General features: G+C 74.0%; 14 protein-coding genes. 6 read left to right on the top strand and 8 right to left on the bottom strand.

Going from position 1 to position 15,721, the window contains the following annotated elements:
- Nucleotides 1-3: 3 nt before the first annotated feature.
- Nucleotides 4-2,850: a glycoside hydrolase family 2 TIM barrel-domain containing protein gene (locus AOK22_RS20660; protein ID WP_055700181.1), complete on the bottom strand. Its 2,847-nt coding sequence runs from the start codon at nucleotides 2,848-2,850 to the stop codon at nucleotides 4-6.
- Between the two features lie 186 nt (nucleotides 2,851-3,036).
- On the opposite strand from AOK22_RS20660, the gene AOK22_RS20655 reads away from it, so the two are divergent.
- Entirely contained in the window at nucleotides 3,037-3,738 is a 702-nt protein-coding gene (locus tag AOK22_RS20655; protein WP_237773224.1) for a pyridoxamine 5'-phosphate oxidase family protein, read from the top strand.
- Between the two features lie 43 nt (nucleotides 3,739-3,781).
- On the opposite strand, the gene AOK22_RS40935 is transcribed toward AOK22_RS20655, so the two are convergent.
- Nucleotides 3,782-5,053 (bottom strand): hypothetical protein, encoded by a 1,272-nt coding sequence (locus AOK22_RS40935; RefSeq protein WP_055700180.1) that lies wholly within the window; start codon nucleotides 5,051-5,053, stop codon nucleotides 3,782-3,784.
- The gene (locus tag AOK22_RS20645) at nucleotides 5,041-6,297 is read right to left on the bottom strand and encodes a hypothetical protein (RefSeq protein WP_055700179.1); all 1,257 of its coding nucleotides are present in this window, start codon (nucleotides 6,295-6,297) and stop codon (nucleotides 5,041-5,043) included. Before AOK22_RS20645 ends, AOK22_RS40935 begins: the two co-directional genes overlap by 13 nt.
- 180 nt (nucleotides 6,298-6,477) lie before the next feature.
- On the opposite strand from AOK22_RS20645, the gene AOK22_RS20640 reads away from it, so the two are divergent.
- Entirely contained in the window at nucleotides 6,478-9,021 is a 2,544-nt protein-coding gene (locus tag AOK22_RS20640; RefSeq protein WP_055700178.1) for a polysaccharide lyase family 8 super-sandwich domain-containing protein, read from the top strand.
- Nucleotides 9,022-9,039: 18 nt separating this feature from the next.
- On the opposite strand, the gene AOK22_RS20635 is transcribed toward AOK22_RS20640, so the two are convergent.
- Together AOK22_RS20635 and AOK22_RS20630 are read right to left on the bottom strand one after the other, a co-directional pair.
- Nucleotides 9,040-9,243 carry a ferredoxin gene (locus tag AOK22_RS20635; RefSeq protein ID WP_055700177.1) on the bottom strand — a complete coding sequence of 68 codons (204 nt, stop codon included), beginning with the start codon at nucleotides 9,241-9,243 and terminating at the stop codon, nucleotides 9,040-9,042.
- 10 nt (nucleotides 9,244-9,253) lie between these two features.
- On the bottom strand, nucleotides 9,254-10,507 hold the full coding sequence (locus AOK22_RS20630) for a cytochrome P450 (RefSeq protein ID WP_055700176.1): 1,254 nt from the start codon (nucleotides 10,505-10,507) through the stop codon (nucleotides 9,254-9,256).
- Between the two features lie 181 nt (nucleotides 10,508-10,688).
- On the opposite strand from AOK22_RS20630, the gene AOK22_RS20625 reads away from it, so the two are divergent.
- The 4 genes from AOK22_RS20625 (at nucleotide 10,689) to AOK22_RS20610 (ending at nucleotide 13,288) form a co-directional block, all read left to right on the top strand.
- Nucleotides 10,689-11,306: a TetR/AcrR family transcriptional regulator gene (locus tag AOK22_RS20625; protein WP_055700175.1), complete on the top strand. Its 618-nt coding sequence runs from the start codon at nucleotides 10,689-10,691 to the stop codon at nucleotides 11,304-11,306.
- 106 nt (nucleotides 11,307-11,412) lie between these two features.
- Entirely contained in the window at nucleotides 11,413-11,922 is a 510-nt protein-coding gene (locus AOK22_RS20620) for a DUF4188 domain-containing protein (protein ID WP_055700174.1), read from the top strand.
- Between the two features lie 56 nt (nucleotides 11,923-11,978).
- Nucleotides 11,979-12,545, top strand: coding sequence for a GNAT family N-acetyltransferase (locus AOK22_RS20615; RefSeq protein ID WP_055700182.1), 567 nt, complete (start codon nucleotides 11,979-11,981; stop codon nucleotides 12,543-12,545).
- Nucleotides 12,542-13,288, top strand: a complete 747-nt coding sequence (locus AOK22_RS20610) for a class I SAM-dependent methyltransferase (protein WP_055700173.1) — start codon at nucleotides 12,542-12,544, stop codon at nucleotides 13,286-13,288. Before AOK22_RS20615 ends, AOK22_RS20610 begins: the two co-directional genes overlap by 4 nt.
- 22 nt (nucleotides 13,289-13,310) lie before the next feature.
- On the opposite strand, the gene AOK22_RS20605 is transcribed toward AOK22_RS20610, so the two are convergent.
- From AOK22_RS20605 to AOK22_RS20595, 3 genes are all read right to left on the bottom strand, one after another.
- Nucleotides 13,311-13,952 (bottom strand): GntR family transcriptional regulator, encoded by a 642-nt coding sequence (locus AOK22_RS20605; RefSeq protein ID WP_055700172.1) that lies wholly within the window; start codon nucleotides 13,950-13,952, stop codon nucleotides 13,311-13,313.
- Nucleotides 13,953-14,000: 48 nt separating this feature from the next.
- The gene (locus AOK22_RS20600) at nucleotides 14,001-14,747 is read right to left on the bottom strand and encodes an SDR family NAD(P)-dependent oxidoreductase (RefSeq protein WP_055700171.1); all 747 of its coding nucleotides are present in this window, start codon (nucleotides 14,745-14,747) and stop codon (nucleotides 14,001-14,003) included.
- 47 nt (nucleotides 14,748-14,794) lie between these two features.
- On the bottom strand, nucleotides 14,795-15,721 hold a 927-nt coding region (locus AOK22_RS20595), incomplete at its 5' end, for an ATP-NAD kinase family protein (protein ID WP_055700170.1).

Raw genomic sequence — 15,721 nt, 5'->3', positions numbered from 1 at the left:
CCCTCACCGGCCGGTGAGGGAGAAGGTGTGGCTGAACCGCCAGTGCGTGGCGGTCAGTTCGTACTGCGGGAGCACACCGGGCCCGCAGGACTGGGAGCCGATGCCGTGCAGGCCGCTGTCCAGGTTGACCCAGACCGTGTCGCCGGGGACGAGGTCGGGGCGGTGACGTGCGGCGTCGAGGTGCTCGGTCGTCCAGCGGCGCGCGGTGAACCACGGGCCGTGGTCGCTGTCGATCCGCAGCCCGCCCACCTCCGCCCAGCGGACGTCCGGGCGCGCGCCGTTCTCCTGCGGGCGTACGTACGGCGTCTGCAGGGCGTCGACGTCCGACTCCCACACACCGACCAGCGCCGCCTGCGCGGTGTCGGGGTAGGCCTCGCCGGGCCCGCCGCCGAACCACCGGACCGGCCCCGCCGCGCCCGGCAGCCCGAAGCGGATGCCGACGCGCGGCAGCGGCACCGTCCACGCGCCCTCCGGGACCACGTCCACGGTCAGCAGGAGCCGGGTGCCGTCCGACTGCCAGCGGTACGCCACCCGCAGGCCGAGGTCGCTCGCCGCGGGCGCGACGCGGCTGCGTACGGTCAGCGCGTCCTCGCCCAACTCCACCGCGTCCAGCCGGTGTTGGACCCGGTCGAGGCCGAGTGCCCGCCAGCGCGCGGCCACGGACGGCTCGGGGCGCCAGGGCATGCCGTTGTCGTTGTCGGTGGGCGCCCGCCATACGTCCACGCGCAGCCCCTCGACCGTCAGGCCGCCGAAGGAGAGCAGGGTGCCGTGGGCGTCGAAGGCGGCCGGGCCGAGCCGGATCCGCCCGTCCTCCCGGACCGGGGCCGTGCCGCCCGGCACCGGCAGGATCATGCCGACCTCGACGGGCAGCTGGGCCCACGCCACCACATGGCCGCCCGGCGCCCACGCCGTGCCCCGCGCGAGCCGCGCCCGCACCGTCCAGCGCGTCTCGGCGTCCTTGCCCCGCGTCGGCGCCGGCGGCAGCTTCACCTCGGTGGACTCGCCGGGTGCCACGGTCGGCACGGCCAGGGTGCCGTCGGCGACGCTCTCGCCGTCCACGTCGTACGACCAGGTGAACGCCAGGTGGGAGAGGTCCGCGAAGTCGTGCAGATTGGTGATCCGCACCGTCCCGGCGCGGCCGTCGCCCTCGATGCGGACCGGCTCGATCACCTTCTTGTACGCGACCAGGCCGGGGGACGGCGTCCGGTCGGGGAACAGCAGGCCGTCGCAGACGAAGTTCCCGTCGTGCGGCCGCTCGCCGAAGTCGCCGCCGTAGGCGTACCCGTACGCGGGGTGGGCGATCCCGTGGTCGATCCACTCCCAGACGAAGCCGCCCTGGAGCCGCTCGTACGTCTCGAAGAGCCGTTGGTACTCGCTGAGTCCGCCGGGGCCGTTGCCCATCGCGTGGCCGTACTCGCAGAGGATGAAGGGGAGGTGCCGGCGGGCCTCCGGCCCCTCGTCCGTGCCGCGGCCGATGCTCTCGACCTCGGCGTGGTCGGCGTACATCCGTGAATAGACGTCCGTGTCCGCGCACGACCTGTCGCCCTCGTAGTGGAGCGGGCGGCCGGGGTCCCGGGCGCGGATCCAGTCGGCCATGGCGGTCAGGCCGCGGCCCGTCCCGCATTCGTTGCCGAGCGACCACAGGACGACCGACGGGTGGTTCTTGTCGCGCTCGACCATGCGGGCCGCGCGGTCGAGGAGGGCGGGCGTCCAGCGGTCGTCGTCGACGGGGTTGCCGCGCCAGCCGACCGCCGTGAAGCCGTGCGTCTCCAGGTCGCACTCGTCGATCACCCACAGGCCCAGCTCGTCGCACAGGTCGAGGAAGGCGGGGTGGGGCGGATAGTGGCTGGTGCGCACGGCGTTGATGTTGTGCCGCTTCATCAGGAGCACGTCCGCGCGCATCGTCTCCAGGTCGAGGGCGCGGCCGGTCTCCGGGTGGAACTCGTGGCGGTTGACGCCGCGCAGCAGGACCGGGCGGCCGTTGACCTTGATCAGGCCGTCCTCGACGGCGACGGTGCGGAAGCCCACGCGCAGCGGGATCCGCTCGCCCGCCGTGGCCAGCACGCCGTCGTAGAGCCGGGGTGTCTCCGCGGTCCACGGCCGCACGGGCACGGCGGCCTCCTCGCCCGTGGCGACGTCGACGCCCAACTCGGGGACGGTGACGCGCCCTTGGACGTCCGAGTCGACCCGCAGCGTGCCCGTCCCCGTCCGGTGGTCGTACGAGGAGTGGACGAAGAAGTCGGCCGCGCAGCCCTCGGGCCGGTGCAGCAGCGTCACGTCACGGAAGATGCCCGGCAGCCACCACTGGTCCTGGTCCTCCAGGTACGAGCCGGCCGACCACTGGTGGACGCGGACGGCGAGGACGTTCCCCTCGGGGCGCAGCAGCGGGCCGACCGTGAACTCGTGGGCGAGGCGCGAGCCCTTGAAGTCGCCGAGTTCCGTGCCGTTCAGCCAGACGCGGGCGCACGACTCGACGCCGTCGAAGCGGAGCACGGCGGTGCCCCGCTCCGGCCAGTCGGCGGGCAGGTCGAAGACGCGCAGGTGGTCGCCGGTGGGGTTCTCGGTCGGTACGCGCGGCGGGTCCACCGGGAACGGATAGAGCTGGTTGGTGTAGTGGGGCGCGCCGTGGCCCTGGAGCACCCAGTGGCCGGGGACGGCGATCTGGTCCCAGGCGGCGGGGTCGTACCCGTCGGCGGCGAACGCGTCGTCCTGCGCGTCGGCGGTGGGGGAGAGGCGGAAGCGCCAGGGACCGTTGAGGGAGAGGGCGGCGGCGTCCGACGCCGCGTACCAGGATCGGGGCGGGAGAGTTCCGGTGCCGGGGGATACGTCCTCGTGGTGGGGGAGGTCCATGTCTTCCATCAGACCGTGCCGGGGCGCCGGCTCACAATTGTTTCGGAGCGGGAGTCGTTGGACTCTTCGGGCAGGGCTTGGACACACCACGGGGGATCTACGGATATCGCGAAAGTGATCATCTCGCACGGTCGATATCGATAGAGCTGTGGCGACTGACGCGCGATATCAGTACATTCACGCCGTGTGAATCAACGACCTCGGCCGACGCCGGACGCCCCGCTGCCCGCCGCTCTCCCCGTCACCGACCGCACCCGCCACCGCCGCCTGCGCGAGCAGGGCAGCCTGGCCCGCGCCGACCTGGAGGCGGTGCTCGACGCCGGTTTCGTCTGCCACCTCGGCGTGGTCGTCGACGGCCACCCGATGGTCGTGCCCACCGTCTACGGCCGGGACGACACCCACCTCTTCCTGCACGGCTCCGTCGCGAGCCGCAGCCTGGCCGCCGACCCCGAGGCGTCCGTCTGCGTCACCGTCACCCACGTGGACGGGCTGGTCCTCGCCCGCTCGGTCTTCGAGCACGGCGTCAGCTACCGCAGCGCGATGATCCACGGCGTGCCGCGCGTGGTGACCGACCCGGAGGAGAAGCTGCGCGGCCTGCGCCTGCTCACCGAGCACGCGACGCCGGGGCAGTGGGACTACGCCCGCCGCCCCAGCCGCAAGGAACTCGCCGCGACGACCCTGCTCGCGCTCTCCCTGGCGGAGGCCTCCGTCAAGGTCGCGGCGGGACCGCCGGACGACGGCGAGGGACCGGACGCGGCGCTCGGCGTCTGGGCCGGCAACCTCCCGCTGACCGCCGCGTGGGGCACGCCCGTGCCCGACCCGCTGCTGCCCCCGGACATCGCGCCACCCCCGCACATCGCGGGGCGCGCCGGGACCCGCCAGGGCTGAGGGCCCCGGCCGCGCGGGCCGGGGCGGGACGGGCCGCGCGGGGTCAGGGCAGCCTCGGCGCCCCGCAGCCGTGCGCCCGCGCCGACCGCTGTGCGAACTCCTTCAGCGCGGCCCGCTGGTAGGCCAGGTCGGCCGTGGACTCCCGCGCCCCGACGGGCTTTCCGTCCGCGCCGTACGCGCCCCTGTCCGGCACGTCGTCCGGCCGCACCGTGAACAGCGCGGGTCCGCCGCCGTCCCGGCACCCGGCGCTCGCCCAGTGACCGCCGCCGGGGAGCCGCCCCGCCGGGGCGTCGCCGGGGCCGGGGTCGTCGGAGTATCTGCCGTACCGCTCCAGGTGGTCGAGGCGCTCCTGCTCCGCGTACGGGCCGTAGTACGCGACCAGGTGGTAGCTCCGCGTCCTCTCGGGGCCGTCCATGGGCATGCCGGGACGGCCGCCCGCGAGGACGCACACCTCCACCGGGCCCTCGGCGCGAGCGCTCTCCCACGCCCGGGTCACCCGCTCGCCCCGGCCCGGGACGCCCCGGCAGGTCCCCGAGGCGTCGGCGAGCGGCACGTCCTCGTCGGCGTTCACCGGGAGCGCCACCGTGCGCAGGGGCTTGCCGACCTCGGCGTCGCAGCCCAGCTCGCGGGAGGCCTTCGCGGCCGTCGCGGTGGCGATCCGTGCAGAGGACGTGCGCTGCCCGGGGTCGTCGACGTTGCCGTCCTCCACCTCGACGTCCACCGAGACGAGCAGGGAGCCGCGCCCGCGCGCGCAGTCCAGGAGGACCGCGGTGGACGCCGATTCGCCGCCGCCCGGACCCGACGTGCCCTCACCGGTGGTGAGGGTGCCCCGCCAGCCGCCGCCGAGCGCGGCGGGCGGCAGATCGGTCGGGACCCGCGGGTACAGCGCGCCGTATCCGCGCGGGCGTTCGTGGTCGGCGTCGGTGCCGTTGCCCTTGCGCTCCGGGACGCGCTGCACGGAGACCTCGACGGAGGCGTCGTGCGTGGGGTGTCCCGCGTGGTGCTCGGTCTCGCGGCTGACGGCGCACGCCACCTGCCAGGCCGCGCCCCGGTCGTTCTCCTCGGGCCGCCCCGCGTCCGGCACGATCCGCCTGCCGGGGCCGCTCGTGAAGGGCCCGTCGCCGAGGACGGCCCGCATCTCCTCGGCGGGCAGCATGCCCCGGCACGCCCCGGCGATCACCTGGCGCGCCTCGCTGCGCTCGCGCGGCCCGCCCCACCAGTAGGAGCCGCCACCGATCAGCGCCAGCGCGACCAGCGCCCCGCAGGACGAGAGGACGACCCGTCCCGCCTTCGTCCCCCACGTCAGCCGCGCCACTCCTGCACCTCTCCCATCACCTTCGTCTGCCGGCAGTGCGCGCGCCGGGGCCAGCCGTCGGGCGCCGCCAGATAGCGGTCCAGCACGGCGCGCGCCCGCTGCGAGAGCTGCCGCCGCTCCTTCGGCTCCAGATCCCTGCGGCCCTCCCGGAGGCCGCGGTCGAAGTCGAGTTCGGGGGTCACGGTGACGCGGTGGTAGGTCGGCCCCGCGACGCACTCGGACCGCGCCCACAGGGCGAGCCGCGGATCGTCGCCGGACTCCTCGACCGGCACGGTCCTCCCGGGATCGGTCCGCTTCCCGGGATCGGGTACGTGCCCGCTGTCCTGGTAGTGGTCGTACGCCCCGCTCGCGAGGACGCCGGACCAGCTCCGCGCGTCCGCCGCCCTGATCGTCATGTCGTACGGGGAGCCGATGGTGTCGTCCCACTGCCCGCCGCACACGCCGGTGCGCGTGCTGTACGTCGTCGCGTTCTCGCGGAAGGTCCAGCGGCCCCGCGCCAGGTGCAGCGCCTTGGGGGAGAGCCAGGCGCAGAGCTTCGGCGCGTTCGCCGGGGTGCCCGCCGCGCCGGACGCGTCCGCGAGCGGCCTGCTCCCGCAGCCCTGCTTGTGCGCCACCCAGTCGGCGACGCGCACCGCGGTGCGGGAGGCGAGGGCCTTGTCGGCCTTCGGTACGTCGTACTCGTCGGCCCGGGACGGCAGGTCCACCGAGACGAGGAGGTCCCGCGAGGGACGGACCCGGCCCGTGAGGCCCTTGGGGCAGTCGACGAGGAGCGCGGCCGTCACCGTGCTGCCGTTCAGCCGGCCGTCGGTGGACACCGAGCCCAACGCGCTGTCCGGCAGCGGCAGTTCGAAGCCGCCGTCGAGGGCGGGCGACGCGGCGCGGGTCAGCGCGGCCTCGGCCCGCACCCGCGCCCGCGCGTCGGGCTCCCAGGCGTCACCGCCGCCGCCCCACGACAGCGTGCAGTCCAGCAGCGACCGGCTCTCCTGCCCGGGGCGCAGCATCGTGCCGAACTCGTCCAGCACGCCGTCCTCGTCGTCGGGCACGAAGGAGCGCAGCTCCTCGGGGAGCAGGCCCGCGCAGGCCCGCGTCAGCTGCTCCTGGTTGGCCGCGAGCCGGTCCTCGCGCTCCTGGGACCGGGACACCGCGAACCAGGTCACCGACGACGCGACCAGCACCACCGCCACCAGCGCGACCACCAGCCAGGTGCGCCGCCGCGCCACGCGCGGCGCGCCCGCCTCGGGCATGGCGCTCTCCTTCCCCCGTGAACCCCGTCAAGATCAGAGGGACGCTATCAATCCGCTCGACCGGCGGGGGCGGTGCGGGCCCCTTGTCCCGGCCCGGACCATCTGCTTGACTCCGCCCGCCGCACGATCGACGCACGTCCCGCCCGAACGCCACGCACGTCGCCGCCGGTGGAGGCCGCCATGGAGATCACCCGTAGACGCCTGTTGTCCGCCCTGTCGGCTGCCGGTCTCCTGGCGGTGGTCCCCGTCGGCCGCGCGGACGCGGCGACGGCCGCCGCGGACCGCGCCCGGCTGCTCGCCAACACCGTGGCCGTCTTCGCCGGGACCGAGGAGTCCAACGCCCGCCCGGAGACCGCCGCGAAGCTCGCGGCCGTCGACAAGGCCGCGCGGGCCGACCTGAAGGCGATGGACGACGCGGGCGAGGGCGAGCTCTTCGCGGGTCTGGTGCTCGGCACCGACGAGGCCAGCCTGAACACCGCCTACCGCAAGCTGTACGAGATGGCCCTCGCCACCCGCACCCCGAACCCGCGCGCGCCCTCCGACCTGTACGGCGACACGGCCGTGCAGCGCCGGGTGATCGACGGCCTGGTGTGGCTGCACGAGCGGTACTACGGCGACCAGTCCAAGGGCTACTACGGCAACTGGTTCCACTGGGAGATCGGCATACCCCAGCACATCAGCCGGACCCTCGTCCTGCTGGTCGACGAACTGGGCACGTACCGACCCGAGTTGATCCGTACCTACGTCGCCTCGATGGACGCCTACCTGCGCAACGGCACCGACGGCGACGTGAACCTCGACTCGCGCTTCCACACCGGCGCCAACCTCGCCGACATCACCACCAACCGCGTCCTTCAGGGCGCCGTCCTGGGCGAGGCGGGCGAGGCCCGGATCCGCAAGGCCCTCACCGACCAGCTGACGGTGTTCGTCACCATCGACCCCTACCACCTCAACCACGGGGTGACGGACGGCTATTACGCCGACGGCTCCTTCATCCAGCACGCCTCCGTTGCGTACACGGGCTCGTATGGCAAGGGACTGCTGACCCGTGTGGTGCAGACCCTCAAGATCCTCGACGGCACCGGCTTCGCGCACGGCCAGGAGCTGGTGCCGACCGTGCACGGCTGGGTCCGCGACGGCTTCGCCCCGCTCATCTTCGAGGGCTGGATGATGGAGATCGTCAAGGGCCGCGCGGTGGCGCGCACGGACTCCGGCTACACCGACGTCGCGGTGGTCGTCGAGGCCGTCGTCGACCTCTCCACGCTCGCGACCGGTGCCGACGCCACCGCGCTGAAGGGGTACGTCAAGCACGTCAGGGCCACCTCGCGCGCCGCCCTCGACCCGGCCCGCTTCGTCTCCCCGGTCAGCGTCGTGCGCTATGCCGACATCATCGGCGACGCCTCCGTGCCGCCCGCCGACCTCAATCCCGCCGCGCGCAGCGTCGCGTTCAACGCCATGGACAAGACCGTGCACCGCAGGCCCGGCTACGCCTTCGCGCTGGCGCGCAGCTCGGACCGGATCAGCAAGTACGAGTACATGAACGGCGAGAACCTCATGCCGTGGTTCCAGGGAGACGGCGCCCACTACCTCTATCTCGCCGGCCAGGACCAGACCCAGGCGTACGGCGTCGACTACTACACCACCGTCTCGCCGTACGGTCTCGCGGGCGTCACCGCGCCCGTCGAACAGCGGCGCACGGTCCCGGAGCTGTACGGCACGCCGTACTACGACAACCCCGGCCATCCGCTCCACTTCACGTCGTCGTCGGAGTCGCAGAACAAGTACGTGTACTTCCCGCGCGGCACGAACCGGTACTCCGGCGGCGCCGTCCTCGGGGCGTACGGCGCGGCCGGCGCGGTGCAGTCCAGCGACGTGGCGTACCACGACCGGGCCCTGCTGCCCGAGGACTTCGTGGTGTACCGGGGCGCGACGTCGACGAAGTCGTGGTTCCTGCTCGACGACGAGATCGTGGTGCTCGCCGCGGACGTCGGCGACGCGGCCGGGCGGGCCGTCACCACGACCGTCGACGCCCGCACCGCCGCCCCCGGTGACCGCACCGCCCTCACCGGCGTGCTCCGCGACGGCCGCCCCTGGACCGGCCCCGGCACCGCCGACCTGCGCTGGCTGCGCTACGCCAACGCCACGCGGGGCACCTCGGTCGGCTACGTCTTCCTCGACGCCCCGCGGGTGCGGGTCACCGAGGAACCGGTCACCCGCAGCCGCCGGGTCGTGCGCACCGCCAACCCCGACACCCCCGTGACCCGTTCGGTCCTCGCCGTCACGCTCGACGGGGCGGCGGGGGCCCGGCCGGGCCGGTTCGCGTACGCGCTGGTGCCGAACGCCGGCGAGGACCAGTTGCGCGCCCACCACCATGGGCCGCTCAGGGTCCTCGCCAACTCCCGCCACCTGCAGGCCGTGACCCACACGGACCTCGGCCTGACGGCGGCCAACTCCTTCACCGGGGGCCGGCACGAGACGGCGGGCCTGCGCGTGGACGGGCCCGCCTCCGTGCTCGTGCGCCGCGTGGGGGCGGCGACGTCCGTCGCGGTGTCCGACCCGACCATGGGCCGGGACACCGTCACGGTCCTGCTCCGCGGACGCGCCCTGCGCACGGTCACCGCGGACCCGGAGGTCCGGGTGAGCCGGACGCCCGGCGGCACGCGCGTCGAGGTGAACACCCGCCACGCGTACGGCCGGAGCTTCACGGTCACCCTCCGCGGGTGACCGCCGCGCGGGCGGGCGTCAGGAGTCCTCGACGGTGATGGCCTGCACCGGGCACGCCCGCACCGCCTCGCTCACCATGGGGTCGCCGCCGCCGTCCTCGCGGCCCGGCAGCACCTCGCTGATGCCGTCGTCGTCCTGGGTGAAGACGTTCGGCGCGGTGAGCGCGCACATGCCCGCCCCCACGCACACGTCCTGATCGACATGAATCGCTGTGATCGCCATGGGTCAACTCTTACCAGGCGACCGGGAGTTCGAGCATCCCCTGCAAGGTGTCCCCGGGTTTGAAGGGGATCTCCTGCGCGGGCACCGCGAGGCGCAGTCCCGGCAGCCGGGAGAAGAGGGACGCCAGGGCGATCTCCAGCTCGGCCCGCGCGAGGTTCTGGCCCAGGCACTGGTGGACGCCGAACCCGAAGGCGAGGTGGTGCCGGTTCGGCCGGTGCCAGTCCAGCTCCTCCGGCTCCTCGTACGCCGTGTCGTCGCGGTTGATGAGGGACGTGGCGAAGATGACGCCGTCGTCGGCGCGGATGGTGGCGCCCTCGACCTCGATGTCCGCCCGCGCCACCCGCATCATCCCGTCCGCGATGGACAGGAAGCGCAGGAGCTCCTCGACGGCGGCCGGCATCAGCGGCCGTCCGCCGTCCGGGGCCGCCCCGGACGCCTGGAGGCCGGAGCGCAGTTCGGCGAGCCGCTCGGGGTGCTGGAGCAGCGTGAACACCCCGAGGGAGATCATGTTGGCCGTGGTCTCGTGCCCCGCGACCAGCAGGACCGTGGCCAGGCCGACCAGTTCGTCGCGGTCCACCGCGCCCGTCGCGAGCTGCCGGTGGATCAGCTCGTCGAGCAGCCCCTCGTCCGGCTCGCGCTCCTTGCGGGCGATCAGCTCGTAGAAGTAGGCGTCCAGTTCGTCGCGCGCCGCCTGGGCCGACTCGGCGGTGCCGCGCAGCATCCGCCGCGACTTCTCCTCGAAGAACTCGTGGTCGGCGTAGGGCACCCCGAGCAGGGCGCAGATCACCATGGACGGGACGGGCAGCGCGAACGCGCTCACCAGCTCGGCGGGCGGGCCCTGTTCGACCATGGCGTCCAGGAGCCGGTCGACGGTCTCCTGGATCCTCGGGCGCAGGGCCGCGATGCGCTTGACCGAGAAGCTGGGGATCAGCATGCGGCGCTGGGTGTTGTGCCGGGGGTCGTCGACGCCGATGAGGGCGATGTTCTTGTCGCGGGCCCGCGCGAGCCGGTCGGTCGTCGAGGGGAAGCCGTCCTTCGCCCGGTCGGAGGAGAGCCGTGGATCGGCGAGCAGCGTGCGGGCGGCGGTCTGCCCGGAGACCAGCCACACGGAGCGGCCGTCGAAGAGCCGGACGCGGGACAGCGGCTGCTCCTCGCGCAGCGGTGCGTAACCGGTCGGCGGGTGGTAGGGGCACGTACGGTCCTGGGGGAAGGCGATGGGTTCCGTCGGCTGCATGGGCTCGGCCGCCTTCGTTGACTCCGTCATGGATGTACCTCGCAAAGCGCAGTTCTTCCCTTGCCTGATGCCATTGGATGCCTAGGGCATCTATTTCGTCCACGACAAGACCGGCCAGATCGTCCACCGCGCGGATCTGTCCGGAATCACTCCCTCCACGCAACCTGCCTGCGTCTACGGCTCCTTGACCCGGTGTGGTAGCACTGCGGTCATGAAGGACAGGCCCGCACCGCGCTCCGGCTACCACCACGGCTCCCTGCCCGAGGCGCTCGTCGCCGCGGCCCTGGAGCTGCTCGACGAGGCCGGCCAGGCCGGGGTGACCGTCCGCGAGGTCGCGCGTCGCGCGGGGGTCTCGCCGGGCGCACCGTTCCGCCACTTCGCCGACCGGCAGGCGCTCCTGACGGCGGTGGCGGAGCGGATTCTGGCCGACTACGAAGCGTGGCAACTGGCCGCCGTCGAGCGGGCCGAGGGCTCCGCGATGCGCGCCTTCGGGATCGGCTTCGTGCGGTACGCGATCCGCCACCCGCACCGCTTCGATCTGGTCAAGCCCTGGGTGTTCGGCCCCCGCAGGCCGGCCGAGCTGGACGCGCGCCTGTCCGCCATCGAGGAGGCCCTCACCGGGTTCATCGTCGCGGACCAGCGCGCGGGCGAGCTGCGGGCGGGGGACCCCGCCGTGGTCGGGCTCGCCGGCCAGGCGCTCGTCTACGGCCTCTCCCAGATGATCGTCGACGGATATCTGCCCCCGGAGCGTGCGGAACACCTGGCGGAGCAGGTCCTGGACACCTTCGGCCTCGGGGTCGTCAACTACGCCCGGTACCAGGGGCATTGAGCCCGCCCGATCCCTTGACCCCTTGAATCGCGCGCTGATGTAATCGCCGATTACATCAGCCGGACGCGCCTCGGGAGCACCGGGGCGACACCACCACGGGGGCCGCATGTTCGCCAAGCCGACACGGGGTTACACCACAGCCGCCGCCGAGGGGGACGTCGCCGTCCTGCTCATCGGCATGCGCGTCAACCACTTCTGGGCGGTGCACCAGTGGGCACCCGTGATGTACGCGATGCTCCGCATGCTCCGCGACCTGGGCAGGGACCGCGGCCGGGGCCTGCTTGGCCACGTCCTGCTCACCGCGTCACCGCGCACGTACTACGTCGTCCAGTACTGGGAGTCCAAGGAGCACCTCTACGCGTACGCCAAGGCGCCCGACGCCTTCCACCACAAGGTCTGGGGCATCGCCAACCGCACGGTCCGCGCCGGGCGGACCCGCGGCCACGTGGGCCTGTGGCACGAGACGTACATCGCCCCCGAGGGCTCGTACGAGTCGGTCTACTTCGACATGCCGCCCTTCGGGCTCGCGGGGGCCACGGGCGTCCTGCCCGTCGAGCGCCGCGGCCGCCGCGCCGCGGACCGCCTCGCCCACCGCTCGGCGCCGACGGAGGCCTGAGCCGGCGGCCGTGCGAGGATCCCGGAGAACCGCGCGGGCCACTGTGGAGGATGACGATGTTCGCGAGACCCCTGGGCGACGGAGCCGAGCTCGGACCGCTCGAACCCTGGCAGGCCGAGGAGTTCCTCGCCCACATGGACCGCGGACGCGACTACATCGGCCGCTATGTCGGCCTCCCCGAGCGCGTGGCCGACCTCGACGCCGCCCGCTCCTGGCTGCGCGTGTTCGCGGACAAGGCCGCCGCCGACACCGGCCGGCTGTACGGCATCCGGCTCGACGGACGCCTCGTCGGCGGTGTCCTCCTGCGGGTCTTCGACGCGGAGACCGGCACCTGCGAGGCGGGCTGCTGGCTGGAACCGTCGGCCGCCGGACGCGGCCTGGTCACCCGCGCCGTGCGCGTCCTGCTCGACTGGGTCTTCGAGGAGCGCGGCATGCACCGGGTGGAGTGGCTGGTGGCCACCGAGAACACGCCCAGCATCAACGTGGCCCGACGGCTCGGCATGCGCCGCGAGGGCGTCCTGCGCCAGGACGACCCCTACCGGGGCGTGCGCCAGGACACCGAGGTCTGGTCGGTCCTCGCCCCCGAGTGGCGTGCCGCGCGCGCCGAGGAGGCGCGCGGATGACCGGCGGCGGCGCGGTCCGGGTCGACGAGGCCTTCGGTGACCCGCGGCTCGCCGCGCTCCACGACCCGCTCGACCCCGACCGCGGCGACCTCGACGCGTATCTCGCCATGGCGGACGAGTTCGGCGCCCGCCGCGTGCTGGACATCGGCTGCGGGACCGGGGTGTTCGCGCTGCTGCTCGCCGGGCGCGGCATCGACGTCGTCGGCGTCGACCCCGCGCGGGCGTCCGTCGACGTCGCCCGCGCGAAGCCCGGCGCCGACCGGGTGCGCTGGCTGTACGGCGACGCGACGGCACTCCCGCCGCTGCGGGCCGACCTCGCGACCATGACGGCCAACGTCGCCCAGGCCATCGCCGACCCGGACGCGTGGCACGCCACCCTGCGGGCCGCCCACGCGGCGCTGCGGCCCGGCGGGCGCCTGGTCTTCGAGACCCGGGACCCCGCGCGGCGCGCGTGGCGGGAGTGGAACCGCGCCGGCACGCACGGTGTCACGGAGGTGCCGGGCGTGGGCGCGGTCGAGAGCTGGTGCGAGGTGACCGGGGTCGAGGGGCCGCTCGTGTCGTTCCGCTGGACCTATGTCTTCGCCGCCGACGGGCAGACGCTGACCTCGGACTCGACGCTCCGCTTCCGCGGGCGCGCGGAGGTCGAGGCCGATCTGGTCGCGCACGGGTACGTGGTGGAGGACGTGCGGGACGCGCCCGACCGGCCGGGCCGGGAGTTCGTGTTCGTGGCACGGCGCCCCTGAGCCGGGCCGGTCCGGCACCGGCTCAGTCCGGGAGGCGCTCCAGGATGCGGTCCATGCCGCTGTTCCAGTTCTCCTCCAGCGCCGCGGCCGCCGCCTCCAGGTCCCCGCGCTGAAGACACAGTGCGATGCGCTCGTGCTCCTCGGCCGACCGTTCCAGGACGTCCTGGTCGCCGAGCGCGACCCGCTCGTACCGGTGCATCGTGACCTTCAGGGACGTGATCAGCTGCATCAGACGGCCGTTGGCACAGCCCGAAAGGAGCAGGTCGTGCCAGGCGTCGTCGTACCGCTCTATCACGTCGTGGGGGGCCTGCGGGGCGGCGAAGGCGCGGGCCTCCGCGAGCAGCCGCGGGGCGATCCGCGTGAGGTGGCCGGGGTCGCTGGAGCGCAGCGCGAGCGTCTCCAGCGTGGCGACGATCGCCGTCAGGTCGCGGAACTCCCGGGCGCTCAGCGGCGTGAAGCGGAAACCCTTGCCGCGCTCGCTGGTGATGACCCCCTCGCGCTCCAGCGTGATCAGCGCCTCGCGCAACGGCGTGCGGCTGACGCCGAGTTCGGCGGCCAGCTGCACCTCGTTGATCGTCTGGTCCGTCGCGATCGTGCTGGTGCCGAGGCGCCTGAGCAGTTCCTCCTTCACCTGCTCACGCAGCGGTCGGTTCTCGATTGGCATGTGCGGCGGCCCTCCCCTTCGGTTGCTCGATTATCCGCTGCCCGCTGGTCAGGCGGTACCGGCGCCGTCGACGGGGATGATCGCGCCGCTGATGAAGGCGGATGCGTCGGATGCCAGGAACGCCACCGTCCGGGCGATGTCGGCGGGTTGTCCGATCCGGCCGAGGGGCCGGTCGGCCGCGTCCTCGTAGAACGCCTCCGCCCGCTCACCCAGCTGGCGCGCCTCCTCCGCCAGCATGCCGGTCGCGGTGTCGCCGGGGCACACGCAGTTGACGCGGATGTTGTCCGGACCGTGGTCGATCGCCATCGCCCGGGTCATGTTGACCACCGCGCCCTTGGACGCGCAGTACGACACCGCGCGGGCGCCGCCCGAGATCCCCCAGCCGGAGCCGGTGTTGACGATCGAGCCGCCGCCCTGTGCCGCCATGCCGGGGACGACGAGGCGGCTCATCAGCAGGATGGAGCGCACGTTCACCGCCATCACCAGGTCCCAGTCGTCCTCGGTGATCTCGCACACCGTGGAACGGCGGATGATGCCCGCGTTGTTGAACAGGATGTCCACGCCGCCGAGCCGGTCCCGCGCGGCGGCGACCACGGCCTCGCAGTCGGCGCGCCGCGACACGTCGCACCGTACGAACGTGCCGGAGGTGTCCTTCGCGGTCCGCTCGCCGCCCTCCGTGTCGATGTCGGCGATCACGACGCGGGCGCCGAGCTCGGCGAGGACCTGGGCCGTGGCGCGGCCGATGCCCGCGCCGGCCCCGGTGACGATGGCGCGCTTGCCGTCGAGAGAGATCATCGTGGGCTCCTTTGCTCCTTGGTGCGTGACGGGGGTGGCGGCCGGGGTCAGCCGGTCGCCGGATAGAGGGAGACGCGCCGGTGACCCGTGAGGACGGGCAGGTATCCGGTCAACTCCGCGTCCAGGGCGGCGTCCCCGGTGTCCAGGAGCAGCGGGCGCCCGCCGAGCGCGGCCAGCTTGTGCTCCGGGCACAGCACGAGCAGCCGCGCGCGCCCGCCGGCGGCACGGAGCACGCGCGGCGAGATCTGCTGGTTGCCCCGGCCGAGCAGGAAGCCCTGCCCGCCGATGGGGGAGAGCGCGATCCAGCACGGTCCCGGCCCGATCCGCGCCAGCAGCTCCGCCTCGGTGACGTCGCGCGCCACGGTCTCGGCGCGCCCCGCGCGCAGGGCGAGCACGTCGACCCCGGCGAGCGAGGCGTCGGCGCCCAGCGCCCGGGCCACGGCGCGGGTGGTGCTCCCGGGGCCGAGCACGAGCGGCCCCTCCCCGACGCGGCCCGCGAGCTCCGCCGCGATGCCGCCGGAGGCCTCGGCGGTGGCGGCGGTGCTGCCCGTCTTGCGCTGCTGGATCCGGGCCGGTACGTCGGGCACGGACAGCCACCCGAACAGCCGCGAGGCCACGCGCCCCGCGCGCAGCGCGGACTCGTCGCGGTCCATGACCTCGGCGTCCCGCAGCCGTACGCCGCCCCTGCCGCCCAGCCAGGCGGCGGCGACCTCGCCCGCCGCCCGCGGCCCGACCGCGAAGACGGCCGAGTGCATCTTGACGCCGGTCGGGATGCCGAGCACGGGGCAGCGGGGTCCGAGGGCGTCGCGGGCACGGAGGGCGCCGAGCACGTCGCGCGCGGTGCCGTCGCCGCCGGCGAAGAGGAGCAGGTCGATCCCGGCGGCGACGAGTGCCTGGACGGCGGCGGTCGTGTCGGCTGCGGTCGTGTCGGCGGGGGTGGTGCGGGGGACAGCCGGCGCGTCCTGGTCGGTGGG

It is taken from the genome of Streptomyces silaceus (assembly GCF_001419745.1).
GTDB lineage: Bacteria > Actinomycetota > Actinomycetes > Streptomycetales > Streptomycetaceae > Streptomyces > Streptomyces silaceus.
The sequence above is the reverse complement of the archived record's forward strand: the minus strand, read 5'-3'. Positions and strand labels throughout refer to the sequence as shown.